Here is a 26,535-nt window from a genome sequence, read left to right as displayed (position 1 = left end):
GGCGCTCAAAAGCGTCTCCTCTGATCTGTTATTCCTTTTAGTGGTTTTACCATGAAGACCGTAAATATCATCGAGACACTGGGAGCTTGGATGCTCGGCGCACTCTGGCTTTTGCCGGTGGTTTTCGCCTTTTGGAGTGCATTCCATCCTGCTGAGTTTTCAACGAGTTTTGAGCTTTTTGCCCCACTGACACTGGACAATTTCACCAAAGCCTGGGGGTATGCACCATTTCCCCGATATCTGTTAAACACTTTTTTTCTGGTAACAATGATCCTGATTGCACAATTTGTCTTGTGCACTCTCGCGGCTTATGGCTTTGCCAGGTACGAATTTTTCGGGAAAAATGTCATTTTCGCATTGGTCCTGCTCCAGTTGATGATCATGCCAGAGGTTCTTCTGGTCGAGAACTACCGTACCATAAGCAGTATGGGATTACTTGACACCATACCCGCCATCGGTTTCCCTTATATGGCCAGCGCTTTTGGTGTTTTTTTATTGAGACAGTCTTTTAAAACCATCCCAAAAGAACTGGTAGAGGCTGCTCAGGTGGAAGGGGTATCCCCCCTTGGTGTTTTATGGAAGGTCTATGTCCCACTCGCCAAATCTACATATATTGCATATGGACTGGTTTCCGTTAGTTATCACTGGAACAATTTTCTCTGGCCCCTGGTTGTTACCAGTTCGGTCAACAGTCGTCCTCTGACTGTGGGGTTGGCCATCTTCGGAGCTCCTGAATCCGGGGTCAACTGGTCGATAATCACAGCTGCGACAGTCATGACTATGTCGCCTTTGCTGCTGGCCTTTCTTCTTTTCCAGCGTCAATTTGTTCAATCGTTCATGCATTCAGGCATTAAGTAGTTTTTTTATCCGAAAACCAAGGTTAACTTGAGATAGAGATTAAACCATGTCAGCAATTCTTTTGAGAGATATCTATAAAAGCTGGGGCAGTTTCCAGGCCCTGAGTAATATCAATTTTGGCTGTGAGGAAGGAACACTTCTTGTCCTTCTTGGACCTTCAGGCTGCGGTAAGTCAACCACTCTCCGCCTCATAGCTGGTCTGGAGACACCAACATCCGGAGCGGTGGAAATCAACGGTCGGGATGTCTCAAATCTTCCTCCAGTCAAACGCGATATCTCCATGGTTTTTCAGAATTATGCACTGTTCCCACATTTAACCGTTGCCGAAAATATCATCTTTGGTCTCAAAGCCCGCAAGGTATCAAAACCGGAGCAAAAAAAACGTCTAAATAATGCAGCGGATATTCTTGGTCTTGCAGACTTTTTAAAGCGAAAACCCGCCCAGCTCTCCGGCGGGCAACGCCAACGAGTAGCCCTTGGGCGTGCCATTGTAGCACAGGTACCGGTCTGCCTTATGGATGAACCGCTCTCGAACCTTGATGCCAAGCTCAGGCAGGAAATGCGCCAGGAAATCCGTTCACTCCAGCAGCGCCTTGGAATGACAATGGTATACGTGACCCATGATCAGGTCGAGGCGATGACCATAGCGGACAAAATCATACTTATGAATGACGGAGGAATAGAACAGCATGGAACCCCCGAGGAGCTATACAACCGTCCAGCCACCGCATTTACTGGAGGTTTCATTGGTAACCCTCCAATGAATATTTTGCAGTCGAACCCGGAAATTGTGGTGGCCTGCGGTGTCGACATGCCAGAAAACCTTACCACTGACGACTTACTGGTTGGAGTCAGACCTGAAAATATTGAAATCCGTGAGAACTCCGGGTTTGAAATAGTGGTCTCTGCCACAGAATACCTTGGGGCAGACACACTGATCGTCGGTCATTCACACGACCAATCTATTACCCTGACAATTAAGGGTAAGACAACTATTTCGATAGGTGAGCGAGTCAGAATTGGATGGAGTTCAAAACATACCCATCTGTTTTCAATCGCAGACGGAAAGAGAGTCGAGACAACCAACATTGGGGAACAATCATGAAACCGATGCTGCAGTTGCGTTATTGGAATCATATAAATGGTTGGTTGTTAGTACTTCCAGCCGTATTCATGATTGGTCTGTTCACCCATTACCCTATCGTCTCCACCATATACCATAGTCTTTTTTCCACTGGAAATGCAGTTCATCCTTCGACCTACATTGGTCTGGAAAATTATACTTTTCTCATGGAAGATGATATTTTCTGGAAAGTTCTAAAGAACAACATGATCTATTCCATGTGCACGGTCCCCATGAGTATTGCATTTGCCCTCGGAATGGCGCTTTTGATCAATCGAAGTATCAAAGGACGTTCTCTGGTACGTATGTCTTTTTTCACCCCTACTGTACTACCAATGATTGCGGTGGCAAATATATGGCTGTTTTTTTATACGCCGGAATATGGGCTGTTCGACCAGGTTTCTCAATTTTTTGGAGGAAGTAGCCACAATTGGCTGGGCAATCCCAATAGCGCCTTATATTGTCTGATCGTCATGGTCATATGGAAAGAAGCAGGATTCTTTATGGTTTTTTATCTAGCCGCGTTGCAACAATTATCTCCCGAATTAAGAGAGGCGGGAGTGGTGGAAGGCGCCGGGAGTTGGTACCACTTCAGACGTGTAACCTTTCCTCTCCTCATGCCAACTACCCTGTTCATTACAGTTAACGCGGTAGTCAACTCCTTTAAACTGGTGGATCATCTGGTGATCATGACCAAGGGCGGTCCTGACAATGCAAGTTCTCTTCTTCTCTATTATATCTACGAAAATGCATTTAGTTTTTGGGACACTTCCTATGCTGCCACATTAACGGTTGTTCTGGTCCTTATCCTGGCGATTTTCACCATTATTCAGTTCGCTGTGGTAGAAAAAAGGATACATTATCAATAGGCTGTCAGCAGCTTTCCATAAAAACAATCAAACACTGAATACTGGATTGACTAGGGCGTATGTCCGGTAGGGGGAACCTGCTTATACTATACTGTAGTTCAGGACTGCAGTGGACATCAGTTGACCTATAGTTCCATGTACTTGAACTATAATAGGATTAAAAAACTAACAATAAAGTAGCAACTTTCAATGAAGTCAATTCATGATTTTCCCAACATATCTAAACACCAGATTGAGTATGTGCTCACAGATATCGATGACACCCTCACCAACGATGGTTACCTGCCGGCAGTTGCCTATAGCGCAATGGAACTTTTGCAGCAGGCGGGTATCAAAGTTGTCCCTATAACCGGAAGACCAGCAGGCTGGTGTGATCACATTGCCAGGATGTGGCCTGTTGATGGACTGGTTGGCGAAAACGGAGCGTTCTATTTCTACTATGACCGTGTCCAGCATAAAATGATCCGGCGGTTTTGGCGGACTGAAGAGCAACGAAAAAATGATCGGCAAAAGCTTATGCAACTCCAGAACCTAATACTCTCAAAGGTAAAAGGCTGCGCAGTATCTGCTGATCAACAGTACCGTGAGGCCGATCTTGCAATTGATTTTAGTGAGGATGTTCCCACATTGTCTAAAGCTGAGGTGGATCTGATCGTTCAAATATTTCAAGAGGCGGGTGCCGTTGCCAAGATCAGCTCCATTCACGTGAACGGGTGGTTTGGCGACCATGACAAGTTGGCAATGACAAAACGTCTATTTAAAGAGATCTTTCAAATGGATCTCGACAACATAAAAAATTCCGTTATCTTCTCAGGCGATTCTCCCAATGATGCACCTATGTTTGCCTACTTTTCCCATGGGGTTGGGGTTGCCAATATTTTACATTTCCTTGATGATCTGCCAACCAAACCGACTTGGGTCACCCGGAAAGAAGGGGGCTACGGATTTGCGGAGATGGTTGATGTGCTGTTGGCCGACTGATTTTCCCGACAGGGTATGGGGTCGCCAGACAGGCTAAATCCTTTTTCAGATACTAACAAAAAAGAATCTATAGAATCAGCTGGAAGTTCTTGTATTATTAATGTTTGGCTAGAATATTTCGGATTAGAATGTAAGGCCCATCGAAGGGGCCAAAAAAAAAGGGACTTAAAGCTTACGTGCTCTAAGTCCCTGAATTTTTTGGTGACCCCAAGGGGAATCGAACCCCTGTTTTCGGCGTGAGAGGCCGACGTCCTGACCGCTAGACGATGGGGCCAAAAGAGTGGAGTTTATTTACCTGAAGCGTTCCGCCTTGTCAAGATTTTGTTATCTCTGATTTCAAAGTTTTGGTAGATTTTTTCTTCTCGTGGGGTTTGGAACGGCCGCATAATTCCGTAAGTTCCTGCATCCAGGTTGATATGTCCGGGGTGAGGAATTCTTTGCTGCACCTCCAGGTCCAGTTGTCTTTGCTGTGCGTTCCCGGAGTATTCATGCGGCAGTCGCTGCCGAAACCGAGAATATCCTGAAGGGGAAAAATGGCCGCTACTGCCGTGGAAGACATGGCCAGATAGATGAGATCATGATGAATGCCGTGATGATCGTGGATTTTGCGGTTTGCCAGTCTTTTGGTGCGTTGGCGGATTTCATCGTCGATTCTGTCGCTCATATACCAGCCGACGGTGGTGTCGTTGTCATGGGTGCCAGTATAGACAAAGGTGTTCGGAGTCTCATAGTTAAAGGGCAGGAAGGTGTTGTCTATATTGCCGTCAAAGGCGAACTGCAGCACCCGCATGCCGGGGAAATGCAACTCATCCCTGAGCTCAAGGACATCCTCGGTGATTTCTCCCAGATCCTCCGCAACTATCTGCAGTTTGCCGAGCTCGGCAAATATCTCGCGGAAAAACTCGGCCCCGGGCCCCGGCAGCCATTCGCCCTTAAGGGCGGTCTTGTGATGCGCGGGAACGGCCCAATACTCCTGGAAACCACGAAAATGATCGATGCGGGCAATATCCACCTGCTCGAAGATCGCCTTGAACCTGAGGGTCCACCAGTGCAGCAGCTGCTTTCTGATGTGTTTATCCTCATTGTTCCAACGATAGAGAGGGTTTCCCCATTTCTGGCCGGTTTTGCTGAAATAATCGGGTGGCACACCGGCCACATGAGTTGGCTGGCAGGTTTTTCGGTCAAGCAGGAAAATCTCCTGTGCTCCCCATACATCGGCGCTGTCGAGACTGACGTAGATGGGAATATCGCCAAAGAGCTGGATATTTAAATCCTTGGCATAGGCATGGAGCCGGCTCCACTGCTGGTGGAAGAGGAACTGTTCGAAACGGAAATAGGCAATTTGTTCCTGCTCTGTTTCGGCCATCTGTGCCATCGCCTTGGAATCCCGTTGAGCCAGTGTTGTATCCCACTCATACCAGGCTTTGTCCGGGTATTTGTTTTTCAATGCCATGAACATGCAATAATCCATAAGCCACTGGGTTTGCGTGATAAAACCTTCATATTCCGAAAACTTTTCAGGATTAAATCGGGAAAATGCCTGTTTCAGGAGTCTTCCCTTGAGCGGAATAACCGTATCGAAATCGACTCTGTAGGGCGCGAGATCCGGATATTCCGAAATTTCAGCCTTGGTAAGCAGCCCGTCTTCAAAAAGAAGCTGTGGCGAGATAAGAAGAGGGTTGCCGCCAAAAGCGGAGGCGGTCATATATGGTGAGTTAGAAAGTGCATTGTGGGTCGGGCCCAGCGGCAGAATCTGCCAGATGGACTGCCGGGCATCCGCGAGAAAACGGAGAAAGTCATAGGCGTCCGGCCCGAGATCGCCAATGCCGAAGGGCGAGGGCAGCGAAGTGACATGTGCTAAGACTCCGCTGCAGCGTGTATAGTCGGTGATATTTTTCATAAGATTCTTCAACCTGGTTGTTAACAATGAATGGTTATGATCCGATAAACTTGATAAGAACTAGCAAATGCAGGTGCTCCACTTGTTTCTATGATGATGAATATTATAATATCATAACCGTGAAATACGATGCGTTGAGTGATGATTGCAACAAGAGGTGAATATGGCCTGCCGTCGAGCTTCCGCAGGATTGGCTAGGCGCTGCCGATTTATTAATTGTTTGCTGTTTTGAGTTTAACAGGTTAGAGTTAGAAGTTTGTGGACGTTCATGTTGACAGGGAGAAAATCTCATTTCTTCATATAATGAAAACACTTCATATAATCAAATACATACTTCCATTTACGAGTCTGGAAAAAGAATTCTACGCAATGCAGCGATGGGTTTTCTTTCCGTAATCAAAATTTTTTATATAAGGTGATTCTCAGGTGCTGTCTGATCTTAAGGAAAATCTACTGAAAACAGGTAAGTCAGAAGGTTGTATCAGCTTTGATGAATTAAATGAGCTGCTCCCCGATGATATCAAAGATCCTGGTGCTATAGAAAAAATATTTAATTTTCTAGGCGATAATAACATAGAAATTGTCACCGAAGAGGAATCGGGGGAAAAGAGAACCCTGTCCGGAGAGATCTGGAAGAAAAAGAAAAAGGGACAAGACGATGACCGGGATGATGAAGGCAATCTGATCACCGATGGCGAGGCGCATGAGGCAGAAGAGACGACAACGACGTATCTGCGTGAAATGGGCCAGTTTGATCTCCTTACTCCCGAAGAGGAAGCAAAATACAGCAAAACAATCCGGCAGGGCTTTGAGGCCATCATTGTCGCCATTCGTGAAGACGTTTCCGGCAGCCGTGAAATAGAACTGCTCTGTGAAAGGATAGCTCTTTGGGAAAAGAGGGATCCGACTCTGAAACCCAAAAAGCAGCAGCTGAATTTTATGCGCTACAATGTCATCAGCGCTGCAAAAAAGTATCCCGACAAAAGAGAACTTTTTGAGCTGCAGGCCAAACTGGAGGCCTACAGCCGTTCCATAGAGGTTGCCAAGGACACCATGATCAGGGCGAATCTGCGCCTGGTGGTCTCCATTGCCAAAAGGTATATGCATCAGGGGTTGACCCTTGCCGATCTGATCCAGGAAGGAAATCTCGGTCTGATGCGCGCCGTTTTCCGTTTTGACTACACCAAGGGCAACAAATTCTCCACCTATGCCAGCTGGTGGATCAGACAGGCCATAACCAGGGCGATTCTGGATAAGACCCGGACAATCAGGCTGCCAGTGCATTTTCTCGAATTGAGAAGCCAGTTTTTCAAGGCATTCTATGCCCTTTTTAAAGAACTTGGCCGGGAGCCCACACCGCTGGAGATCTCCAAGGCCACTAACCTGCCGATGGATAAGATACTCTCCATCCTCGAAGCTTCCCGCGAACCGATCTCTCTGGAAACTCCGGTAGGAGACGATGATTCTACATTGGGCGATTTTCTTGAGAATCAGGAGTCCCAGTCCCCATATGAAGCTGTGCAGACCCGGGAACTGGCAGGCAGGGTAACCGAAATTCTGTCGACGTTGAGCGAACGTGAGGAAAAGATTATCAGGCTGCGGTTCGGCATTGGCGAAAAAGCAGAATATACCCTTGAAGAGATAGGGAAAAGATTCAATGTCTCCAGGGAGAGGATTCGGCAGATTGAAAAGAAAGCATTGAACAGGCTGCGGCATTCAAGCCGCAGGGAGAAGCTGAAATTTTTTATAGATTGACGGCCTCTACATTAAATATATAGGGAAAAGCCGGGTTACATACCCGGCTTTTTTTGTGGATATGGAATCAAGCATCGAACAAGCCGGTTTAGCAGGAATTCTTGAAAAGATTAAAAGCGGTACGCGACTTTCACTGGAAGACGGCCTGCAGCTCTACCAGTGCCAGGATATTCTGGCACTTGGCTATCTTGCCGATATTGTAAGGTATCGCAAAAATGGAGACAATGCCTACTTCATCTATAATCAGCATATAAATTACTCTAATATCTGTACCAACCTGTGCAAGTTCTGTGCTTTTGGTAAAGATAAGGAGTCGAGTCTCGCTTATGAGATGAGCGTGGAGGAAGTCAAGGAGAAGGTCCGGCAACGACTCGATGAACCCATCACTGAAATCCACATGGTGGGCGGTATCCATCCGGATCTGCCTTTTGTCTATTATCTGGATATCCTGCGTGGTATCAAGGAGGTCCGGCCGGAAGTTCATATCCAGGCCTTTACCTGTGTCGAGATTGCCCACTTGGCCGATCTTGCCGAAAAACCGGTTGATGAAACCCTGGAAATGCTTAAAGAGGCTGGGCTGGGTTCCATTCCCGGAGGAGGGGCGGAGGTCTTCAGCCCGAGGATACGCAAGCTGACCTGCGAGAAAAAACTTTCGGGCCATGACTGGCTGGAGATCGCCAAAATAGCCCATCGCAACGGTCTATACACCAATGCCACCATGCTCTACGGTCATATAGAAACCTACGAGGAGCGTCTGGAACATCTTGACGCATTGCGGTGCGCTCAGGATGAGACCAATGGTTTTCTTGCCTTTATTCCCCTGGCCTTTCATCCCAAGAATACCGAAATGTCAGAAATATCCGGCACATCCGGAATAAACGATTTGAAAAACATGGCGGTTGCCCGGCTCATGCTTGATAATTTTCCCCACATAAAAGCCTACTGGGTTATGCTTGGTCCCAAACTTGCACAGATTGCCTTGTCCTTTGGTGCCGATGATATGGACGGCACCGTCAAGGAAGAGGTCATCACCCATATGGCCGGTGCGGAAACCGAACAGGCCATAGGATCCGGCACCCTTGTCAGGCTGATCAGAGAAGCAGGCCGTACTCCTATCGAACGGGACACCCTGTACAACATCATCAACAGGCCATAACGCAAAAGCCCTGGAAAAAGAACGTGAAAAATCTGACTGCAAAAATACGTGCCGGCAAGAGAATAAACGATGCCGATTTCCATCGTCTGGAACAGGAAGCAGGGCTCCACCAGCTCGGCTTTCTGGCCAATCATATACGGCAGCTGAAACATCCTGAAAAAAAAGTAACATACGTTATAGATCGCAATATCAACTATACCGATATCTGTATCTCGGCATGTAAGTTCTGCGCCTTTTACAAGAAGCCTGAAGATAAGAGCGGTAAGCTGCTCTCCTTTACGGAACTCGCCGAGAAGATAGAGGAAACCAAGAAGCTGGGAGGCACCCAGATCCTTCTGCAGGGTGGCCTTCATCCAGAGCTGACCATCGAGTATTATGAAGAGATGGTGCGCTTTATCAAGGGGAGGGGGATTCATCTCCACGGCTTTTCTCCGCCTGAGATCTGCCATTTTGCCGAGGTTTCCAAGCTGTCGATCAAGGAAATACTGGACAGGTTAATTAACGCCGGCCTGGATTCTATTCCCGGCGGTGGGGCTGAGATACTTTCCGATCGGGTCAGATCCCTTGCGGCGCCGAACAAGTGCAATGCCGACCAGTGGATAGCAGTTATGGAGGAAGCCCATCACAAAGGCCTGCGCACCACTGCAACCATGATGTTCGGGCACGTTGAAACCATGGACGAGAGACTGGAACATCTACGTCGTTTGCGCGAACTGCAGGATAGAACCGGGGGGTTCACGGCCTTTATTCCCTGGCCGTTTCAGCCTGATAATACCGCCTTGTTCGAAGATGGAGTGTCGGTCAGGACCGGCGGATACGAATATCTGCGGATGCTGGCGCTGTCGCGCATCTATCTGGATAATTTCGACAATATTCAGGCCTCATGGGTGACCCAGGGACCGAAAGTCGCCCAGTTAGCGCTCTTCTTCGGAGCTAATGATTTCGGGAGTACCATGATCGAGGAAAATGTGGTGGCGGCGGCCGGGGTCAGTTTCAGGCTTTCCGAACAGGAGATAAGGCGTATTGTCGAAGATGCCGGGTTTCTCCCGCAGCAGCGATTAATGGATTACAGTGCGGTCGCAACTGAAATCTGACGCGCAGGCCCAATCTGCATAACATCCTTTCACATCAAATGAAATGGCCATGCCATCCCCCCTTGTCTACACCGCTCCCTTAATTCTACCGATAGGCTCAGATATTATCAGGAATGGGGCCATAGTGGTCGACTCCGAGGGCATCCTTGATATCGGATCATCCGCTGTTATAGCTGCTGCCTGGAAAGACTGTGAAACCGTGGCGCTTTCAGGTGTGGTCATTCCTCCGCTGATCAACTGTCACATCCATCTCGAACTCTCCCATGTAACCGGGATGAAGCAGCCTCCGCCGGATGGCTCCATGGTTGACTGGATTGAGGCGTTGCTTGCCGATCGTCAATTGGAATATGACGACAAGGTGATAAGCCGGGCAAAAAGAGACATGATAGAGAGCCAAAAGAGGGCCGGTGTGGTTCTGATGGCTGATATCGGCAACCTGCCTGTAGACCGTCACCCTCCCGATTCATCCCTTCCTGAAATATATTCGATTGTGGAAGTCTTGGCTCCAACCCGGCAGCGAACGTCTGAAATATTGCAACAGATCTCAGCTCTTCCAGAGCGGCAGGCAGTGTCGCCTCATGCGCCTTATTCGACCTCCGCTGATCTTCTCATCGCTTTGAAGAACAGGGCCGGGGCGAATAAGCAGATTTTCACCATTCATCTCGCTGAAACAGGGGACGAGAAAACTCTGCTCAGCTTAAAAAGCGGCCCTTTTCGGAAATTTCTTGAAAAACGAGAAAGTTGGGATAATACTTTGCTTCCCTCGGGGGATTTTTCAGGCAGCGTGGATTATCTGGACAAACTTGGAGTGCTTGATGAGAAAACTCTCTGCGTCCACTGTGTCCATGTGAACGATGAGGAAATCGGGATGCTGGCCAAACATGGAACGAAGGTATGTCTTTGTCCGGGAAGCAATCGATTTTTGAGAACCGGACCCGCTCCCCTGGAGAAGATGCTGGCTACCGGAATTTTGCCTGGAATCGGCACAGATTCGCGGGCATCCAATGAGGATCCGAACATGTGGGGAGAAATGCGCATCCTGCATGCGCATCACCCGAAAGTCAGTCCCTCCGTGCTGCTGGCCATGGCGACACTGGGAGGAGCCCGGGCACTTCACCGGGAAAGTGACTATGGAACTCTTGAAAAAGGTAAGAAGCCTGTGTTTTTAGAAATAGAGATGGATAATCTTCCTGAAATAACCGGGTCAACAGAAAGGGAAATTTTCGAAGAACTGATCTATGGAAATGGGTTTCGCAATATAAACTGGATACATCCGTTTGAGAAAATATGAATTCCAAAGAATCCGAGAGCAACTCTGCCATCAGAATAGGGATGGTAAACTATATCAATACCGCTCCTATCTATGAGGTCTGGAAAAGGACGGTCACCGACGAGCGTTTTATCGTCGTTGAAGATCAGCCGGCGGTCCTCAACCGGATGCTGGCATCCGAGAAAATCGACCTGGGTTTCGTATCATCTTATGAATATTGTGCCCGGCCGGAGAAATATCGGATTCTGCGTGATCTTTCCATAAGTTCTACCGGGCCGGTAGGTTCGGTCTTCCTCTTCTCCAATACCCCGATGGAGCAGCTTGACAACACCCTGGTACTGCTCAGTAATCAATCGGAAACTTCCGTCTGTCTGGTCAAGATCATCCTTGAAGAATTTATCGGTATACAGCCGCAGTATATAGTGGGTGAAGTTTTTGGGAATATCAGCAATTCCTGTCAGGCGGTGCTCGCCATTGGTGACGATGCCCTCCGCCTTGTTTCGGACGGCATGTATGCTTATCAGTTTGATTTAGGTGAGATATGGAATAAACAGACAGGACTGCCGTTTGTTTTTTCGGTGTGTGTTGTCCGGGAAGAATTCTGCAGAGAACATGGATCATTAGTGGAAGAAGTGCAGGAAGCTCTGGTAAGCTGCCGGGAGCAGGGCAAAAAAGAGATGAGTTCCATCTGTTCCAGGGTGGCGCCCAGAATACCGATGGATTCTGATGCCTGTTATTCGTATTTGCGGGCTTTGGAATATGACCTCTGTGAATCAAAATGTCTGGCCCTGGAAAAGTTCTTCAGCTATCTTATCGACAGGGGAGAAGCCGGTCGGCAGGCTCTTCCGCTTCGATTTTATCCTGCACTTGCGCAAAAAATTTAAGGGTCCGGTTTCTTTTATAATGTATAAATCTCAATGCAGAAAAATCCTTGTAGGAATCACTGGGGCCAGCGGTATGCTTTTCCTGCAGCCCTTTCTTGATATGTTGCAAGAAAGCGACAGTAACCTGGTCATCCATGGAATTTGTTCGCAATCGGGAGAGAAGGTTCTGGAGCACGAAGAACAGCTGCAACCTTCGGATTTAAAAGGTATCTCAAAATGGTTTGCAATTGATGATTTCGCTGCAGCCCCGTCATCCGGCTCAAGCCGGTATGATGCCATGATAGTTTTGCCCTGTACCATGGGAACCCTTGGTGCAATCGCCGCCGGATTGAGTCAGAATCTCATCCATCGGGCTGCCGATGTGATGCTCAAGGAAAAGAAAAAACTGATACTCGGAGTGCGGGAAACGCCGCTGAACAGGACACATCTTAAAAACATGTTGTCGGCCCATGATGCCGGGGCAATGATAATGCCGACCATGCCCGGTTTTTATCTTAAACCGAAAACGCTCGAGGAGGCTGCCAAGACCTATTGCTGGCGTCTGGCAGATCAGCTCGGTGTCGAAATCAGCGGCAGAAAAAGATGGGAAGAGGACGGGAATGTTTGAGAAGTTGTCAATATTGCTTGAAATGATAAAATTCAAGCTCACCATTTTTGCTATGCCGTTTGCCCTTATGGGTGCTTTTCTGGCCGCTGAAGGCGTTCCGCAATTCTTCGTTTTTACCTGGATTATACTAGCCATGATTGGTGCACGCACCTGTGCAATGGGTTTCAACCGTATTGTTGACCGAGAGTATGACGGAGTCAATCCCCGGACCGCGGACCGGGCCCTTCCGGCTGGGCAGATAAGGCTTGGCGAAGCATGGGCCATGGTGATCGGGGCAGGACTGCTGTTCTTTTTCGCCTGCTACAATCTGAATATGCTGACTCTGATCCTCTCGCCGTTTGCACTGTTTCTGACGTTGTTCTACTCCTTGACCAAAAGATTCACCTCTCTGTGTCACCTGGTACTGGGATTGGCCCTGTCGTTTTCTCCGCTTGGCGGCTGGGTTGCCGTTACCGGCAGTCTGGTTGGCTACCCTTTTGCTCTCTCTCTGGCCGTGCTTTTCTGGGTGGCCGGTTTCGACACCATCTATGCCTGTCTCGATGCCGATTTCGACCGCAAGGCCAGACTGTATTCCCTGCCGTCAAGAATGGGTCGCAAAAATGCCTTCAGGCTGGCCGGCGTCTTTCACATATCGGCGTTTCTTCTTTTTATCGTGACCGGGATTCAGGCTCAGCTCAATATCTTCTACTATATAGGAATAGCGCTGGCGGCGGCCGCACTCTTCTATCAGCATCGCTTGGTGCGGCCTACGGATCTATCTCGCATACACGCCGCATTTTTCTCGATGAACGGATTTATAAGCGTAGCTCTATTTGTGGCGACCTGGGTGTCTCTTGTTACTGCAAATACATGAGAAAATATTTATAATTGCTCAGATTTATGAGTTTCGTCAACCTGGATTACGCCCGGAATTGACGGTAAAATGGCCAGACTTCTCTTTTGTTGGCTTAGTATGCCATCAAGCTGGAAAACTATAACAGACAGATAGGAGCAAAATAAATGACAACTCCATTACTTACCACGGAATGCCCGGACCTGGACCTCGTTCATCGGGGCAAGGTAAGAGACATGTATGCCATCGACGGACATGACGACAAACTGCTTATGGTCGCCACTGACAGGATTTCCGCCTATGATGTGGTGATGGATGATGCCATACCCGGCAAGGGAGAAATACTTACCCGGATCTCTATCTTCTGGTTTGATCTGCTCAAAGATGTGGTCGAAAATCATCTTATCTGCGCCGATGTGGATGAGTATCCTGAAGTGTGCAGACAATACCGCGAGCAGTTGGAGAACCGCTCGATGCTTGTCAAAAAGACAAAGCCTCTACCGGTGGAATGCATTGTGCGCGGTTATCTTTCCGGCTCATTCTGGAATGCCTACCAGAAAAATCATGTGGTCTGTGGCTTTGATCTGGGTGATGGCTTGCAGGAATCGGACAAGCTGCCTGAGCCGCTGTTCACGCCTTCCACTAAGGCTGCAATCGGTGATCATGATGTCAATATCTCATATCAGGAGATGGAGGAAATTATCGGCAGCGATATTTCAAGAAAGATTAAACATGCCAGTATTGAACTCTATACCAGAGCTGCTGACTATGCGCGCAGCAAAGGGATTATCATAGCTGATACAAAGTTCGAACTTGGAGAGTACAATGGTGAAATCATCCTGATTGACGAGGTGCTTACTCCGGATTCATCGAGGTTCTGGCCTCTTGAGGGATATATGCCGGGTAAAGGACAGCCAAGCTACGATAAACAGTTTCTCCGGGATTACCTCTCTTCGCTGCAGTGGAATAAAACTCCACCGCCGCCGAAACTGCCTGGGGAAATAGTGGAAAAAACCCAGCAACGTTACCAGGAAGCTCTTCAACTCATCACCGGCAGGTAGGTTTTTTACTGAATCGAAAACCCGCCCCTTCTGCACGGAAGGGGCGCGGTATTTGCCGGAGTTATCTTTATTTCAGCAGGTATTCCTGCAGGGAAATATCCTCAAAAAGAAAACCGGATTCCATAAGCTTTAAGGGGATCACCCTTGTGCTTGCCTTCAGAAAGTCTGCGGCTTCCCGGCCGGAGAGCAATCGAATGAGGGATGCCGGCAGGGGAAAAGTTCTACGCAGGTTGAATTTTGCAACTGCCGTCTTAAAAAATTCAGATCTCGGAAGAACATCTCCAGAGGTGATATTCACCGGACTCGAAATTCCCTCTTCCTGCAAAATATAGGCGATTGCCCGTATGGCGTCTTCCTGGCTCACCCAGCTTATCATGCATTTCGACTCCTGAAAAACCGAGGGTACAAAGTGACGGAACAATGGAAGTCGTGGGAAAGCGGGTTCTGCCGTTCTGGAAACGAGCTGGCCGAAACGAAGGTGGAGGACTCGAATTCCACTCATTTCTGCGGATCTGGTTGAGGATTCCAAGTGTTGAAATAAATCAGCGGGAAAATCACCGCCGGCGGGTGAATTTTCGACAGCCATTTCCTGCATTGCCTGTTGGTAGATCAGCGCGGATGATCCCAGCAGTATGGTTTGGGGTTTGCGGGGCAGGCTGCTGAAATACTGACAGATACTGGTGGTGTACTGTATCTGCAGTTTCGCTCTCCTACGTAGGTTACTTCGGCTCAGGCCGCCGGTTAAAAAATCTTCTCCATGAAGGAGAAGGACCAGATCCATATGTTGTCCATTTGTTATTTTCTCAAGAAAATCTGTTGTTGTCTCACTCTCTTCAGGCATTTCATCGTTGATGAAAAGCGTACAGCCTTTCTGGAAATAGGATTCGATTAGCGCCGACGCCAGGATCGAAGAAGAGCCGGAAATAAAAACATTCATGATAAGGATTTATTCATTTTTCTGCACTTTCAGGCTTCCTCCGTCCGTCGAGCAGGTGACGAAAGGCCATGATTGGGTGGCGGTAAATCATCCGGGGACCGGAATACTTCATAACGGTCTTGATTTGTTCCCGCATCTCTTTTTTATAGCAATGGATGGTACAGTTACCGCAGGTCGGCTTGTTTTGTTGAAATGGGCAATTCTGTAATCGCTGTTGCGCATAGTTACGTAGTTTGAGGCACTCCCCGCAGAGTTCAATATCGATAGAAGAGGTATGGTGCGCTTGGCAATAGATTTTTATCATAGCACGGATCGTCCTGTATTCCTTTGCCAACCGTGCATGTTGGAAGTTGCTGGTATGCTTTTTCATTCCCGATAAATTGCTGATATACTTCTGTGCCTTACAGATTATTTCCCTGTTGCAGAGCCAGCCGGAGTATTTCCTCAGCCACTTCTTCCTGCGCTTTACTACTGGTTTCCACAGTAATGTCGGCATATTCGGTATATAAGGCCATTCTTTCCCGGAAAAGATCGTCAAAGGTTTGATCCGGTCCCTTGGCCAGTCCCCTGGTCTCATAGTTCTTAATCCGCGCTCTCAGTGTTTCCAGGTCAGTATGGAGAAAGACTACGATACCGTTTGAACGCAGATAATTCATGGCTTTCGAACTGTAGGCCGCGCTTCCTCCCGGGGAAATAACATGATTGTCGCAGTTGATCGACAGCAGCACCCGTTCTTCGATGCGGCGCAACTCCATGTGCCCATCCTCGTTGACTATGTCCTGCAGCGTTTTTCCCTCGGTTGTCTGGATGAGAACATCACCGTCGATAAATCCTTTAGAAGTCAGTTTGGCTAGAATTACGCCTACGGTACTTTTCCCGGAGCCCGGCATGCCTATGAGGATGATGTTTGAGTTGTTCGATATCATAGTTTCTGGAGAGGTGATTTTTCGTTGTCCTGGTTCTTTTCGAGTTCTGCCGTGATACACTGCACAAAAAGAAACGAAACCAGACTGAGTACCGCACCTGCGATAAAGGGAATCCTGTAATCTATCAGCCACAACAGCCCGCCGATGACGGGCAGAACAACCGCAGCTATATGATTGATGGTGAAACCAACCGCCATGCTGGGAGCTATATCTTCAGGCTCTGCAATCTTTTGAAAAAAAGTGCGTATGGCAATAGCAAAATTAAAGAAGATATGATCGGCAATATAGAGAAGCGCTATAATAAATTTGGAATCCACCAAAGCATACGCAATAAATATAATGATAAGGCTGAAGTATTCAAGGGAAAGTATCTTTCTTTCACCATATCGATTAATGCATCTTCCAATGAACGGGCTGAGGAAAAAGTTGACAATATTGTTGATAAGAAAGAGAAATGCTATTTCCGACACAGAATACTCGAATTTTTTTACCAGAAGAAAAACCGCGAATGCCATAAATATCTGTCTTCTTCCCCCAGCCAGGAAAGTGAGGCAATAGAAAAGCCAGTATTTCCTCTTAAAAATCATTTTTTTATGCTGCGGGACGATGGTAGTATTTGTGGGATTTTGAGCCATGCTCCATAACGCAGCAGCGATTACGAGAAAACCAAAAAAAAGATAGAGCTGGGTATAGGAAAGAAATGGAGCAAGAATGAAGATCAAAACGCCTGCACAGATATTTGAAGCCGCAGCCAGACTGCGAAGTTTGCCGAATACCAAAGGTGCCTGAACTTTATCGAAGTACTGCAGGGTTAGAGATTGGTTTGTCGTTTCATAATAATGAAACCCAAAACTCATGATCAGCGTTGTAAATATGAGACCATAGAAACTCGGAAAGAAACCAGTTGCGGCAATACCAAGCCCCAGGATCAGGACCGATAAGCCGGAGAGTTTATGCTCTTTGAGAATATAGAGAAAATAGACCACCAGAAGGGCCAAAAAACCAGGTACCTCCCGGATGGATTGCAATAGACCTATATGACTGCCGCCAAGATCAATGACATTAACTGCAAAGTTATCAAAAAGTGTCCTCCACGCCTGAAGACCCATGGTTGAGCTGATGGTCAGAACCATCAGGAAGAGATACATTGGATTTGCTCGAATATCTTTCATAGCATTTAGTGCCTTACTCCTGAAAACCGCCTAAAAACAAGAAAACGAAAAATGCATTTACAATCGTGAATCCACCTGTACTGCCAAGGCACTTATCCAGCTCCGCTGGGCTAGTGCCTTACCCCTGAAAAGCTGCCACTCAGTTCAGTTCCCCCTGAGGGGTGCAAAAAACAATAAAACAAAAAATATAAATAAATCTCCTCAATCGATTTCCGGCTAATTCAGTTTGGCGGGGTTAGATATTTGGAGGGCTGGGATAGCTGCGTAACAATTTGCCTTGGTTTACCTTAAGTCAATACGTTTGGCCATAGAGAAAGCATCCTTCCAATACTTTTCCCGGAGACTGGAGATAGTTACTCCCTTACTGCTTGAAGCGTGTAGAAAACGAGACTCTTCCAGATAGATGCCGACGTGTCGTGACAACCATCCTGTCTTGAAAAACACCAGATCACCTGAGCGCAGGGAGGAGAGAGATACAGCCCTGCCGATGTCCATCTGTTTTGCGGTTGTCCGCGGCAGTTCAGACCCCAGCAGGTCACGATAGATCAGATAAACGAACCCTGAACAATCGACGCCGCTTCTACTGAGGCCACCTTCCTTGTAAGGAGTCGCTTTCCAGGTGTCATACAGCAGGTAAAGCCGGCTGCTGAGTTCGTCTTCGTCGATAGGGGATGGAATTCTTACATGCTGAAGGCGTGAAGATGAGCATGAGGAAAGCAAGAAGATAATCAGTAGAGAAGAGGACAGAAGTGCGAGTTTTTTGATCATGCAAAGATACATTTTGAATTCAGTCTTAGAGATTTCTTTATTTTGGCTCTTATAAAAGATTCAGGACATAAGCCATTCACATATTCACCTGTAGAGACAAGACCTGCCCAAGTATCGGGTCTTGCACGCCAATGAAAATCGGGATCATTCATTTCATGAGAAGGTTTGCCAATATGATTTCGAGGCGGCGAACCACTGTTTCGGGACGTATATCGGACTATGTAATAGGCCATCAAAGAATGAGGGCAGGATCGAATAGTAAACCAGTGAAAGGCAGTTGTCATCAAAAACGGCAACTATTTTTTGGTAAATGGTTGAAAGATATGGTAGATAGATGGAGCTTTTTAAGAGGACCGCTAATCACAAAAAACATACGGCTTCGCTGCTGAGTTTAGGGTTTAATTGCGGAGATGAGTAAGATATGTTATCAAGAAAGGCGTGGCATATTGGCAAAGGCTTCTCCTTTGTAGCATCAAGGCTGAATATGGCACCAGTTGGTAACACCGTGGCGGGTTGGACATCATTTGATAAAAAGGTGATTATATGTCAGGTATCTGGGAATCTATTACAGCGGCAATTGACTCGACACATCTCCTTGACCAAATCAGGGAAGTTGACGCTGCCGGATTATTTTCAAACCCCTGGTTTCTTGTTCCGTTTATACTGCTTGCCGGATATATGATATATAAGCAGTCCTGGCGGGATATGGCACTTATCGGGATTTTTATGGGAGTATGGTGGGTCAGTGGTACGCCTTACATGCAGACCCTGGTCGATGGAGATGAGCTTAAAGTAGAAAAGATACTCCCCGTTGTCTTTGGAGGTGGTATTACTCTGGGGGTAGTTATTTACCTTTTATTAGGAAGATCTTAAACATGTACTGCTAAATCGCCGTTTCAGTTTCTACTCTTGGGAGGCTGTCTGAAAATGCCTTCCGGAGTGCATCTCTGCAACTCCGACAAAAGTGTACGAGATCATCAAAAATGAGTGATAATGAAATTTAGAAACGCAATTTTTGTCGTAACCGAAGAAAGTCACTGTCCTTTATATAATGCAGGTGATGAATTTGCTGTTGAGGGATTGAGCCTGACTTTCCCTGTAGGAAAATCTACCTGTCTGGTGCTTGCAAAAGACGTAATTGGCGTGACCACGGAAGAGGTCTCTTTCGAGAAAATGGAGAAAGGGACCACTAAAAAGAACAGGTTCGAGTGCGGAGGTTGCACCGGCATTATTCGTTTCGAGTACAAGAAAGATAAAGAATTCGCTACATTACAGATGAAGCTGCTGGCGGCCGCCGAGAGGAAAACCAAAATTAACGTGGTCAGCGAGTTTGCCGGGCTGCTGCGCTCGATCGACACCTTTTCCTCTCTTTCCAGCGATGATCTTCTTGATCTCGCCGCCTTGCTGGAACTCAAGGATTATGATTACGGTTTTCCCATTGTTCAGAAGGGCGAGCCCGGAACAAATCTGTATATCATATTGAAGGGATCGGTAGAGGTTATTGACGCCGAAGGCGTAGCTTTGAATGAAATGGAGGCCGGGGATGTTTTCGGCGAAATGAGTCTTTTGACCGGTGAACGTGTTTCGGCGACTATCATGGCGACCCAGCCGTGCCGGATAGCGACCATGAACCAGAAGAACTTCAGGCATATTCTCCAAAGGTTTCCGGCCCTGCAGGTTTTCTTCTATAAGCTGATGGTGCGGCGTATCACCGATATCAACATGAAGAGGGCGGTTGAGCTCGGTTCGGGAATGTCGGGCCATATTGCCGACATGCCGCCAATAGATCTCTGCCAGATGATCAACTATATTCAAAAATCGGGCACCCTGACCTTTGAGGCTGAAGACTGTGATGGAATAATTAAATTCCATGAGGGTGAGATAATTGAAGCTGTCTGCAATTCGATGAGCGGCAAAGACGCCTTTTTCAAGATTCTTACCATGAAGAAAGGACGGTTTATCTTTGTTCAGGGGATCAGTGCCCGGGATGCCAAGAAAGAAATAATCGGCGGTTTTATGGCGATTATGATGGAAGGCATGAAGTATCTTGATGACTTGAATAAATGATTCCCACTTTTTGCAAGATCAATAAATGATGGTGTCACGACAAGTACCCGAATGGGCATAGCAACTTCGAGAAAGCCCGATCTCCCTGGTTTTACATCCCTTCCGCAATGTTCTTCGCTGGAACTCTTCAGAAAACTGATTAATTTTCTCTACATACCATTTTTCAATTTCCTCTAAAGAGAGCGATGATGAGGCGCCGAGAACTCAAACAAACCATCCTTTCCATGCTGAAAAATGAACCATGGCCGGTTATTGCAGCACGGCTGCCTCAGTATGAAGGAAAAGAGATTATCAACCATCTTTTTACAGCCCTGTGCCATAGTCAAAAAACGAAATGGCATGCGGTAAGCGCCTTTGGCAAAGTTGTGCCGCGCCTTGCAGCACAGGACCCGGAGTCGGCAAGAATTGTGATGCGCAGATTTCTCTGGAATCTAAATGATGAATCCGGCGGAATAGGGTGGGGAATACCCGAAGCAATGGCCGAAGTCATGGTTCAGGATAACATGCTGTTTTCCGAATACAGCCATATGCTTATATCCTACATGAGGCAGGATGGACCGGAGATCTTTCAGGACGGTAATTTTATAGAACTGCCGGCCTTGCAGCAGGGAGTTTTGTGGGGTGTGGCCAGACTGCTCAAAGTGCGGCAGCAGAAGATGGTTGTTAAAGGAATCGACGCCGATCTGCGCTATTATCTGGACGCTCTCGATAATACAGTGTGCGGGCTTGCGGCAATGTGCCTGGGAATGTGCAGAAATATTGAAGTCATTGATGAATTGCAGAGCCTGCTCGCCAACAGTGGCTCCTTTATTTTATATTGGGATTATACTTTACAAGAGGTGAAGGTTTCTGCAATTGCCAAACAGGCCATTGAGCGCCTGCATCTTCAAGCAGCATGATGATAGCTGATGTAGTTTAAAAAAGCTTACAGAATACCGTGCGGCATATCTGTGGTTTTCTCCCCGCCCAATACATATCCGCCGTCCATACGGATGACGGCGCCGGTAATATAAGTGGCCTGATGAAGCAGGAAAAATACCGTCTCGGCCACCTCGGCGGGCAACCCGGTACGTTTCAATAAGATGTGATCGTAGATCTTATTTTTGCTGGTTTCATTGAGGTTCGACCACCCCCTGGTGTTTTCTCCATGCCTGTTGCGGATAAGGCCCAGCATCAATTCGTTGACACGGATGTTGGGAGCCGCTTCCCTCGCCCAGGTTTTGGTAAAGGTAGAAATGCCGCCGTTCGCAGCGCTGTAACCATCATTGAAGAGCAGTTCGGCGGGGCCGCTTCTCCCTACCAGAGCAGCAATAGAGGAAATATTAATAACTGCCGCAGAATCCGCCTTCTGCAAAAGGGGAAGACAGCAGTAGAAAAGCAGCCATTTCGCCTTTAAGGTGGTGTTTACCTCGAGATCCCACTGACCGATATTATGCTCATGGTTGTAGGAGCCATGGACCACCGGCATTCCTCCGCGTTCTATATTATTGACGAGATAGTGCACACTGCCGAACTGCTCATCCACCTTCCTCATCATTTTGCTTATCTCTTCCTCCCTGGTCAGATCGACCGACATGGCCAGAACGGAAGATCCTCGATCACTGAATTCATCGAGCATTTCCTGGGAAGATTCAGGCCAGTCGTGGTAGGGAAGTATGAGATTGGCGCCTTCGTCCGCAAGTTTACGGGCAATGGCTCTTCCTACGGGTCTGGATGCACCGGGTATCAGGGCTGTTTTTCCATACAATCTCATAGTACCTCCGAAATAGTCAAAACCATCAGTGCCTTACTCCTAAAAAACCGCAGCAAGAGATAAAAAAGCGAAAACCTATAAAATGCGTGAATTGGTCCCACATCAAAGGCACTTATCCAGACTTACCCCTGAAAAACAGCCACTCCGCTCTGCTGGGTTCAGCTTAAATATACCCACCCAGAAACTCATTCAGCTCTGCTGAATGAGTTTAACGGCACGAAAAACTTTCTCGGCATATGGTTCCTTTTGTATGGAACATACCGATATCGTGCCATTAAAATGTTGAGAAATAATGTTCTTCCTGGCGGCAATAGGTTCAATATGTTTCTCCAGCGCTCCACCGCTCATCCAGGAGGAGTAATTACGGTGATGTTCTCTCCCTGCGAGCCTCTCAAGAAGCGGAATCAATATCCTACCCCAGAGAAATCCTTGCCATGTGGTCGGTACCCGGCAGTAATCACTAATAATGAGGTGACCTTTGGGCCGAACAAGTTTCCAGGATGTATCGAGCAGGATGTTGCGATCATAATCATTTTTTTCATGGAGGGAGAAGCTTAGAATGACTGCATCAAAACTCTCCGCGGGCAGATCTACGTCCAATGCATTTTTATTGATGAAGGTAATTTCGTGCTGTGCCGCTTCATCAATCATGGCCAGCGATATATCGACACCATACAGATCCATGCCTGGTTCTTTGAGCATCTCCAGCTGCCTGCCGGTACCGCAGCACATATCTATAATTCTCCTGTGACCTTGATAATGGATAAAGGTTCGGATATTTTTACGGATCGAATAAAGCCTTTTCCCAAGTATCCTTTCGTAATAAGGTGCTATTTTGGCGTATTCATCAATCACTTATATTACGAACCTGTGGTTTTGAAATCGGATGAGGAAATATCATATCTCCTGAGAATTTTCTGCAGGGCTGTACGGGACAATCCCGAGAGCTCGGCGCTCTGAGAGACATTGCCCTGCGTTTTCTTCAAAATCGATCTGACATATTCCTGTGTGAAACCATCGAGCATTCGTTCCTTGGCGTTTTTATAATCTATAATATCCTCTGATATGACATTGTCAAACTGTTTACGGTCCGGTAAGTTTGCCATTGTCTCGATATCATTGGAGAGATCTTTCGCGGTTATTGTATCTCCCTCGGCAAACATAATTGTCCTGCGCACAAAATTCTGCAGTTCCCTGACGTTTCCAGGCCAATTTCTTTTCTCCAGAATGTGCAGGGCCGCAGTATCAAAATGTTTCCTCTCAATGTTCAACTCCCGGCAAACCTGAGTGGTGAAGTGGTTTACCAATAATGGAATATCCTCTGTAATTTCCGAGAGGGAGGGAGTGTAAATTGATACAACATTTAACCGATAGAAGAGGTCTTCGCGGAATGTTCTTTTTTCTATCATATCTTCCAGGTCAAGATTGGTCAGGGCGATTACGCGCACATCAATTTCTTCGGTTCTGGTTGCCCCAAGTTGCTTAATTTCGCCTTCCTGCAGAACACGCAGAAGTTTGCTTTGCACGGAAAGCGGGATATCGCCGACCTCGTCCAGACAGATGGTGCCGCCATCTGCTTCCTTGAAAAGCCCGATCTGATCATGACTTGCTCCGGTGAAAGCCCCTTTCTTATGCCCGAAAAGTTCACTTTCCAGGAGATGTTCGGGGATGGCAGGGCAGTTGACGGTAATCATCGGCTTGTCATGGCGCGCACTCAACTGATGAATGGCCCGGGCTGTCAATTCCTTACCGGTTCCGGAGGCACCGCGGACCAGGGTGGTATAATGCGTCCGGGCAACCGTCATGAGTTTATCAAGGAAGTTGAGCATTGCCGCTGATTGGCCGATGAAGCCCTCCATGGCGTTCCGGCTGTTGACCTGCCGTTTTAGAGCAGAATTTTCCTTGAGCAGCTGATTACGTTCAATGGATTTGTGAATGAGGCGGTAAATTACCTCCCTTTCAAAGGGCTTGGTGATAAAATCGTATGCCCCAAGTTTGATGGCTTCCACCGCAGTTTCAATGGAACCGTATCCGGTCATCATGATCACCGTCAATTCGGGAAATTCCCTGCCGATTAATCGCAGCAGCTCAAGCCCGCTCATCCCCGTCATCTTGATATCAAGGAGGAGGATATCGATCTTTTTATTGTGCAGCAGGACCAGCGTTTCCTCGGCGGAAGCCGCCGTCAGAATATCCAGGGTATCAAAACGCTTTTCAAGAATGCGCTTTAAGCCGTTGCGCATATCCTTTTCATCATCCGTTATAAGTAAAGAGTTGTTATCCATGATAATCTCTAAAAAAGGTCATCGAAGTTTTTATGAGTCCATCACATTATTGTTTACCGGCAGGGTAATAATAAACCTGGAAAACTCGCCTGCTTTAGTTTCCACACTGATTTCCCCATTATGATCCTGAACTATGCCGTAACTGACTGATAGCCCAAGACCGGTACCGAAGCCGGGAGTTTTTGTAGTAAAAAACGGATCAAATATTTTTTCGAGGCATTCAGGCGGAATGCCGGTGCCGTCATCCTCTATCACAATTTTTACGACCTCTTCTTCTTTGCTGTAGTGCGTGGCGATATTAATGCTGCCGCCATCCTCTATAGCCTGCGCGCCGTTAATGATAAGGTTGAGAATGACCTGTTTGAGACGGTCATTGTCAAGATTTATATCAGGAACTGTTCGATCGAGCTCAAGATCCAAGGCAATATTTTGCTGCTCCAGCTGGTTCGTGGAAATCGATACAACCTCCCTGATCAGGTTATTGATCGAATAACTGGTTTTAATGCTGCTTCGCTGTCTGGAAAAATTGAGCAGATCGGCAATGATCTTCTGACAGTTGCCGGCATGCTTTTTAATAATCTGAAGGTCGGATGCCGCCTCTTCAGTGAGGGTATTTTCTTCTTCCAGAAGTTCCACATGGCAGAGAATTACGCCAAGAGGATTGTTGATCTCATGGGCCACTCCTGCGGCAAGCTGTCCCAGTGAGACCATTTTTTCCGTCTGTTGGATTTTGTGTTCCAGCTGTTTTTGGCTGGTAATGTCCTTGAGGTAGCAGACCACGCTTTCCGGCTGACAAAGCTCATTGAGTATCGGATAAAAATATATCAGAAATATTTCCCCAGCTTGCGTTGTAACCTGCTTGGAAACTGGATTTTTCGGCAGAATGTTTAATATGTCAGGACACATAGTCAGAGGGCAGTCGACAGTGGAATGTATTTCCCCTATGCCGGTTTCCAGAACTTCCTCCAGACTCAAGCCGTATCTTTGCAAAAAAGCCTGGTTGACTACCTTGATTCTCTGATCACTGCCGACGAGGACAACAGGATCGGTGATACCGTCGAAAACAGACTGAAGCCTCTCTTTGGCCTGAAGAATTTCGTTGGCAAATTTTTCCAGCTTAAGCTGATTCCGGTGAAGTGCCGAAGACATATTTTTTGCTACTTCTGTTAGTTCACTGATCTCGTCGACTGAGTCGGATGAGGGCAGAGAAAAGGCCGTATTGTCATCCTTAAGATTAGATCTGAATATATTCAGCATGTTTGAGAGATTCTGCACAATCACGCGATTAAAGAACAGACTGATAACGATAAAAAGAATAACGATTGAAGGAACAACTCCAATAAAAACGGAAAAGGCAATTTCCTTAATCCTGTTGAGATTGATATCGACGGGGACGGTAACACTGATAACACCGTAAATATTCCCAGGAGCTCTGTTGAAACCACGTTTATCGCCGTATTGAGAAATTACTTCCTGAGGCGCGAGAGCTGGATCGCCATGGCAGCGGGTGCATGATTCCTCAGTATATACAGGCTGAAAACGCATAAAATGCTTTTCGTCGTCTTTTTTCACTATACCGTGCCACTCTTCAACGCCGGGGTTGTCGGAAAAATAATGAATCATTTCCCGTTCCAGCTGATTCGCCTCATAATCCGGATTCCTGGCGTTAATGGCAACTCTGCGATAGTAGAAGTTTTCAAGAGAGGAGCTGAATCGCTCCATGACATTCCTGCTGATATAGGAAGAGGACATGGCTTCAAGAACGAATTCATCCTCACCGAGAAGAGAATACATTTTGGGGCGGAGCACTTCCCGGACATAGCTCCGATTTGCGTCCATGGTGGTCATTACCAGGCCGGATTTCTCGTAAATTTCTTCCTGCAGTGCCCTTTGCTGATAAAAGTATATGAGTCCGGAGGCAACAGCGGCAAAAAACAGAAGGATGGCGGCAAGACCCAGGAGAAATCGGGATTGCAGGGTCATGGATTTCTTGATATTTGATTGAGGCATAATAATAAAGGCCTGAAAAGCAGGTAGATATCTATTTCTTAGAATATATGCAGGAAAAACTTATTTTGTTACCGTGATAATATCTCCAAAAAAATGTCACGGATGTCAGATGGCAAGTTCAGGTGCAGTTGATCGAGCTTCCTTGAAGTCGGTCCATGCCCCTACTGGTGCTTATTCCGACGCCACCTTTTAATTAGTGAATCTTAGCTCGATAGAGTTTAACAGAA

General features: G+C 47.1%; 25 protein-coding genes and 1 tRNA gene. 15 read left to right on the top strand and 11 right to left on the bottom strand.

Annotated features, from left to right (window positions below):
• The first annotated feature begins 51 nt into the window (after positions 1–51).
• The 4 genes from JWG88_RS02510 (at position 52) to JWG88_RS02495 (ending at position 3,831) form a co-directional block, all read left to right on the top strand.
• A complete protein-coding gene (locus JWG88_RS02510) occupies positions 52–858 on the top strand; it encodes a carbohydrate ABC transporter permease (protein WP_205232105.1) in 807 nt (268 codons plus the stop codon).
• A 46-nt stretch (positions 859–904) separates the two neighbouring features.
• Entirely contained in the window at positions 905–1,963 is a 1,059-nt protein-coding gene (locus JWG88_RS02505; protein WP_205232104.1) for an ABC transporter ATP-binding protein, read from the top strand.
• Between the two features lie 5 nt (positions 1,964–1,968).
• Complete coding sequence (locus tag JWG88_RS02500) at positions 1,969–2,850, top strand: carbohydrate ABC transporter permease (protein WP_353740654.1); 882 nt, start codon at positions 1,969–1,971, stop codon at positions 2,848–2,850.
• 189 nt (positions 2,851–3,039) lie between these two features.
• A complete protein-coding gene (locus JWG88_RS02495; RefSeq protein WP_205232102.1) occupies positions 3,040–3,831 on the top strand; it encodes an HAD-IIB family hydrolase in 792 nt (263 codons plus the stop codon).
• Positions 3,832–4,030: 199 nt separating this feature from the next.
• Here JWG88_RS02495 and JWG88_RS02490 read toward each other — a convergent pair.
• Positions 4,031–4,105 (bottom strand) — tRNA-Glu (locus JWG88_RS02490).
• Between the two features lie 39 nt (positions 4,106–4,144).
• Positions 4,145–5,731, bottom strand: coding sequence for a 4-alpha-glucanotransferase (gene malQ / locus JWG88_RS02485; RefSeq protein ID WP_205232101.1), 1,587 nt, complete (start codon positions 5,729–5,731; stop codon positions 4,145–4,147).
• Between the two features lie 426 nt (positions 5,732–6,157).
• Here malQ and JWG88_RS02480 point away from each other — a divergent pair, with 426 nt between their 5' ends.
• The 8 genes from JWG88_RS02480 to JWG88_RS02445 all read left to right on the top strand — a co-directional run bounded on the left by JWG88_RS02480 (position 6,158) and on the right by JWG88_RS02445 (position 14,390).
• A complete protein-coding gene (locus JWG88_RS02480; RefSeq protein WP_205232100.1) occupies positions 6,158–7,486 on the top strand; it encodes a sigma-70 family RNA polymerase sigma factor in 1,329 nt (442 codons plus the stop codon).
• Between the two features lie 61 nt (positions 7,487–7,547).
• A complete protein-coding gene (gene mqnE / locus JWG88_RS02475) occupies positions 7,548–8,642 on the top strand; it encodes an aminofutalosine synthase MqnE (protein WP_205232099.1) in 1,095 nt (364 codons plus the stop codon).
• A 23-nt stretch (positions 8,643–8,665) separates the two neighbouring features.
• The gene (mqnC, locus tag JWG88_RS02470) at positions 8,666–9,736 is read left to right on the top strand and encodes a cyclic dehypoxanthinyl futalosine synthase (RefSeq protein ID WP_205232098.1); all 1,071 of its coding nucleotides are present in this window, start codon (positions 8,666–8,668) and stop codon (positions 9,734–9,736) included.
• Between the two features lie 49 nt (positions 9,737–9,785).
• Positions 9,786–11,027, top strand: coding sequence for an amidohydrolase family protein (locus JWG88_RS02465; RefSeq protein ID WP_205232097.1), 1,242 nt, complete (start codon positions 9,786–9,788; stop codon positions 11,025–11,027).
• Entirely contained in the window at positions 11,024–11,890 is an 867-nt protein-coding gene (locus JWG88_RS02460) for a menaquinone biosynthetic enzyme MqnA/MqnD family protein (protein ID WP_205232096.1), read from the top strand. The genes JWG88_RS02465 and JWG88_RS02460 overlap by 4 nt, the downstream gene beginning before the upstream one ends.
• A gap of 19 nt (positions 11,891–11,909) precedes the next feature.
• Positions 11,910–12,497: a UbiX family flavin prenyltransferase gene (locus JWG88_RS02455; protein WP_205232095.1), complete on the top strand. Its 588-nt coding sequence runs from the start codon at positions 11,910–11,912 to the stop codon at positions 12,495–12,497.
• Complete coding sequence (locus tag JWG88_RS02450; protein WP_205232094.1) at positions 12,490–13,350, top strand: UbiA-like polyprenyltransferase; 861 nt, start codon at positions 12,490–12,492, stop codon at positions 13,348–13,350. Before JWG88_RS02455 ends, JWG88_RS02450 begins: the two co-directional genes overlap by 8 nt.
• Positions 13,351–13,496: 146 nt before the next feature.
• Positions 13,497–14,390 (top strand): phosphoribosylaminoimidazolesuccinocarboxamide synthase, encoded by an 894-nt coding sequence (locus JWG88_RS02445; protein WP_205232093.1) that lies wholly within the window; start codon positions 13,497–13,499, stop codon positions 14,388–14,390.
• Between the two features lie 67 nt (positions 14,391–14,457).
• On the opposite strand, the gene JWG88_RS02440 is transcribed toward JWG88_RS02445, so the two are convergent.
• The 5 genes from JWG88_RS02440 to JWG88_RS02420 form a co-directional block, all read right to left on the bottom strand.
• Positions 14,458–15,327 carry a DUF1731 domain-containing protein gene (locus JWG88_RS02440; protein ID WP_205232092.1) on the bottom strand — a complete coding sequence of 290 codons (870 nt, stop codon included), beginning with the start codon at positions 15,325–15,327 and terminating at the stop codon, positions 14,458–14,460.
• A gap of 13 nt (positions 15,328–15,340) precedes the next feature.
• Positions 15,341–15,697 carry a nitrous oxide-stimulated promoter family protein gene (locus JWG88_RS02435; RefSeq protein WP_205232091.1) on the bottom strand — a complete coding sequence of 119 codons (357 nt, stop codon included), beginning with the start codon at positions 15,695–15,697 and terminating at the stop codon, positions 15,341–15,343.
• A gap of 31 nt (positions 15,698–15,728) precedes the next feature.
• Complete coding sequence (locus tag JWG88_RS02430; RefSeq protein WP_205232090.1) at positions 15,729–16,253, bottom strand: shikimate kinase; 525 nt, start codon at positions 16,251–16,253, stop codon at positions 15,729–15,731.
• On the bottom strand, positions 16,250–17,425 hold the full coding sequence (locus tag JWG88_RS02425) for an MFS transporter (protein WP_205232089.1): 1,176 nt from the start codon (positions 17,423–17,425) through the stop codon (positions 16,250–16,252). Before JWG88_RS02425 ends, JWG88_RS02430 begins: the two co-directional genes overlap by 4 nt.
• Positions 17,426–17,707: 282 nt before the next feature.
• The gene (locus tag JWG88_RS02420) at positions 17,708–18,193 is read right to left on the bottom strand and encodes an NlpC/P60 family protein (protein ID WP_205232088.1); all 486 of its coding nucleotides are present in this window, start codon (positions 18,191–18,193) and stop codon (positions 17,708–17,710) included.
• Between the two features lie 543 nt (positions 18,194–18,736).
• On the opposite strand from JWG88_RS02420, the gene JWG88_RS02415 reads away from it, so the two are divergent.
• The 3 genes from JWG88_RS02415 (at position 18,737) to JWG88_RS02405 (ending at position 21,159) form a co-directional block, all read left to right on the top strand.
• Entirely contained in the window at positions 18,737–19,066 is a 330-nt protein-coding gene (locus JWG88_RS02415) for a hypothetical protein (protein ID WP_205232087.1), read from the top strand.
• Positions 19,067–19,186: 120 nt separating this feature from the next.
• Positions 19,187–20,260: a cyclic nucleotide-binding domain-containing protein gene (locus JWG88_RS02410; protein WP_205232086.1), complete on the top strand. Its 1,074-nt coding sequence runs from the start codon at positions 19,187–19,189 to the stop codon at positions 20,258–20,260.
• A gap of 185 nt (positions 20,261–20,445) precedes the next feature.
• Positions 20,446–21,159: a DVU0298 family protein gene (locus JWG88_RS02405; protein WP_205232085.1), complete on the top strand. Its 714-nt coding sequence runs from the start codon at positions 20,446–20,448 to the stop codon at positions 21,157–21,159.
• Positions 21,160–21,185: 26 nt separating this feature from the next.
• On the opposite strand, the gene JWG88_RS02400 is transcribed toward JWG88_RS02405, so the two are convergent.
• From JWG88_RS02400 to JWG88_RS02385, 4 genes are all read right to left on the bottom strand, one after another.
• Complete coding sequence (locus JWG88_RS02400) at positions 21,186–22,013, bottom strand: SDR family NAD(P)-dependent oxidoreductase (protein WP_205232084.1); 828 nt, start codon at positions 22,011–22,013, stop codon at positions 21,186–21,188.
• 189 nt (positions 22,014–22,202) lie between these two features.
• Positions 22,203–22,868 (bottom strand): class I SAM-dependent methyltransferase, encoded by a 666-nt coding sequence (locus JWG88_RS02395; protein ID WP_337833096.1) that lies wholly within the window; start codon positions 22,866–22,868, stop codon positions 22,203–22,205.
• Positions 22,869–22,873: 5 nt separating this feature from the next.
• Positions 22,874–24,298: a sigma-54-dependent transcriptional regulator gene (locus JWG88_RS02390; RefSeq protein WP_205232082.1), complete on the bottom strand. Its 1,425-nt coding sequence runs from the start codon at positions 24,296–24,298 to the stop codon at positions 22,874–22,876.
• A 30-nt stretch (positions 24,299–24,328) separates the two neighbouring features.
• Positions 24,329–26,308 carry a c-type heme family protein gene (locus tag JWG88_RS02385; RefSeq protein WP_205232081.1) on the bottom strand — a complete coding sequence of 660 codons (1,980 nt, stop codon included), beginning with the start codon at positions 26,306–26,308 and terminating at the stop codon, positions 24,329–24,331.
• Between the last annotated feature and the right edge of the window lie 227 nt (positions 26,309–26,535).

Source organism: Desulfopila inferna (assembly GCF_016919005.1).
In the GTDB taxonomy this organism is placed as follows: Bacteria; Desulfobacterota; Desulfobulbia; order Desulfobulbales; family Desulfocapsaceae; genus Desulfopila_A; species Desulfopila_A inferna.
Note: the sequence above shows the minus strand (reverse complement) of the source record. Positions and strands in the feature narration are given on the sequence as shown.

Coding starts and splice junctions, on each gene's coding strand:
- JWG88_RS02425 (WP_205232089.1), bottom strand. CDS start 17,425: ATGAAAGATATTCGAGCAAATCCAATGTATCTCTTCCTGATGGTTCTG.
- JWG88_RS02440 (WP_205232092.1), bottom strand. CDS start 15,327: ATGAATGTTTTTATTTCCGGCTCTTCTTCGATCCTGGCGTCGGCGCTA.
- malQ (WP_205232101.1), bottom strand. CDS start 5,731: ATGAAAAATATCACCGACTATACACGCTGCAGCGGAGTCTTAGCACAT.
- JWG88_RS02415 (WP_205232087.1), top strand. CDS start 18,737: ATGTCAGGTATCTGGGAATCTATTACAGCGGCAATTGACTCGACACAT.
- JWG88_RS02450 (WP_205232094.1), top strand. CDS start 12,490: ATGTTTGAGAAGTTGTCAATATTGCTTGAAATGATAAAATTCAAGCTC.
- mqnE (WP_205232099.1), top strand. CDS start 7,548: ATGGAATCAAGCATCGAACAAGCCGGTTTAGCAGGAATTCTTGAAAAG.
- JWG88_RS02510 (WP_205232105.1), top strand. CDS start 52: ATGAAGACCGTAAATATCATCGAGACACTGGGAGCTTGGATGCTCGGC.
- JWG88_RS02405 (WP_205232085.1), top strand. CDS start 20,446: ATGATGAGGCGCCGAGAACTCAAACAAACCATCCTTTCCATGCTGAAA.
- JWG88_RS02465 (WP_205232097.1), top strand. CDS start 9,786: ATGCCATCCCCCCTTGTCTACACCGCTCCCTTAATTCTACCGATAGGC.
- JWG88_RS02500 (WP_353740654.1), top strand. CDS start 1,969: ATGCTGCAGTTGCGTTATTGGAATCATATAAATGGTTGGTTGTTAGTA.
- JWG88_RS02445 (WP_205232093.1), top strand. CDS start 13,497: ATGACAACTCCATTACTTACCACGGAATGCCCGGACCTGGACCTCGTT.
- JWG88_RS02505 (WP_205232104.1), top strand. CDS start 905: ATGTCAGCAATTCTTTTGAGAGATATCTATAAAAGCTGGGGCAGTTTC.
- JWG88_RS02400 (WP_205232084.1), bottom strand. CDS start 22,013: ATGAGATTGTATGGAAAAACAGCCCTGATACCCGGTGCATCCAGACCC.
- JWG88_RS02495 (WP_205232102.1), top strand. CDS start 3,040: ATGAAGTCAATTCATGATTTTCCCAACATATCTAAACACCAGATTGAG.
- JWG88_RS02420 (WP_205232088.1), bottom strand. CDS start 18,193: ATGATCAAAAAACTCGCACTTCTGTCCTCTTCTCTACTGATTATCTTC.
- JWG88_RS02435 (WP_205232091.1), bottom strand. CDS start 15,697: ATGAAAAAGCATACCAGCAACTTCCAACATGCACGGTTGGCAAAGGAA.
- JWG88_RS02430 (WP_205232090.1), bottom strand. CDS start 16,253: ATGATATCGAACAACTCAAACATCATCCTCATAGGCATGCCGGGCTCC.
- JWG88_RS02455 (WP_205232095.1), top strand. CDS start 11,910: ATGTATAAATCTCAATGCAGAAAAATCCTTGTAGGAATCACTGGGGCC.
- JWG88_RS02410 (WP_205232086.1), top strand. CDS start 19,187: ATGAAATTTAGAAACGCAATTTTTGTCGTAACCGAAGAAAGTCACTGT.
- JWG88_RS02390 (WP_205232082.1), bottom strand. CDS start 24,298: ATGGATAACAACTCTTTACTTATAACGGATGATGAAAAGGATATGCGC.
- JWG88_RS02460 (WP_205232096.1), top strand. CDS start 11,024: ATGAATTCCAAAGAATCCGAGAGCAACTCTGCCATCAGAATAGGGATG.
- JWG88_RS02385 (WP_205232081.1), bottom strand. CDS start 26,308: ATGCCTCAATCAAATATCAAGAAATCCATGACCCTGCAATCCCGATTT.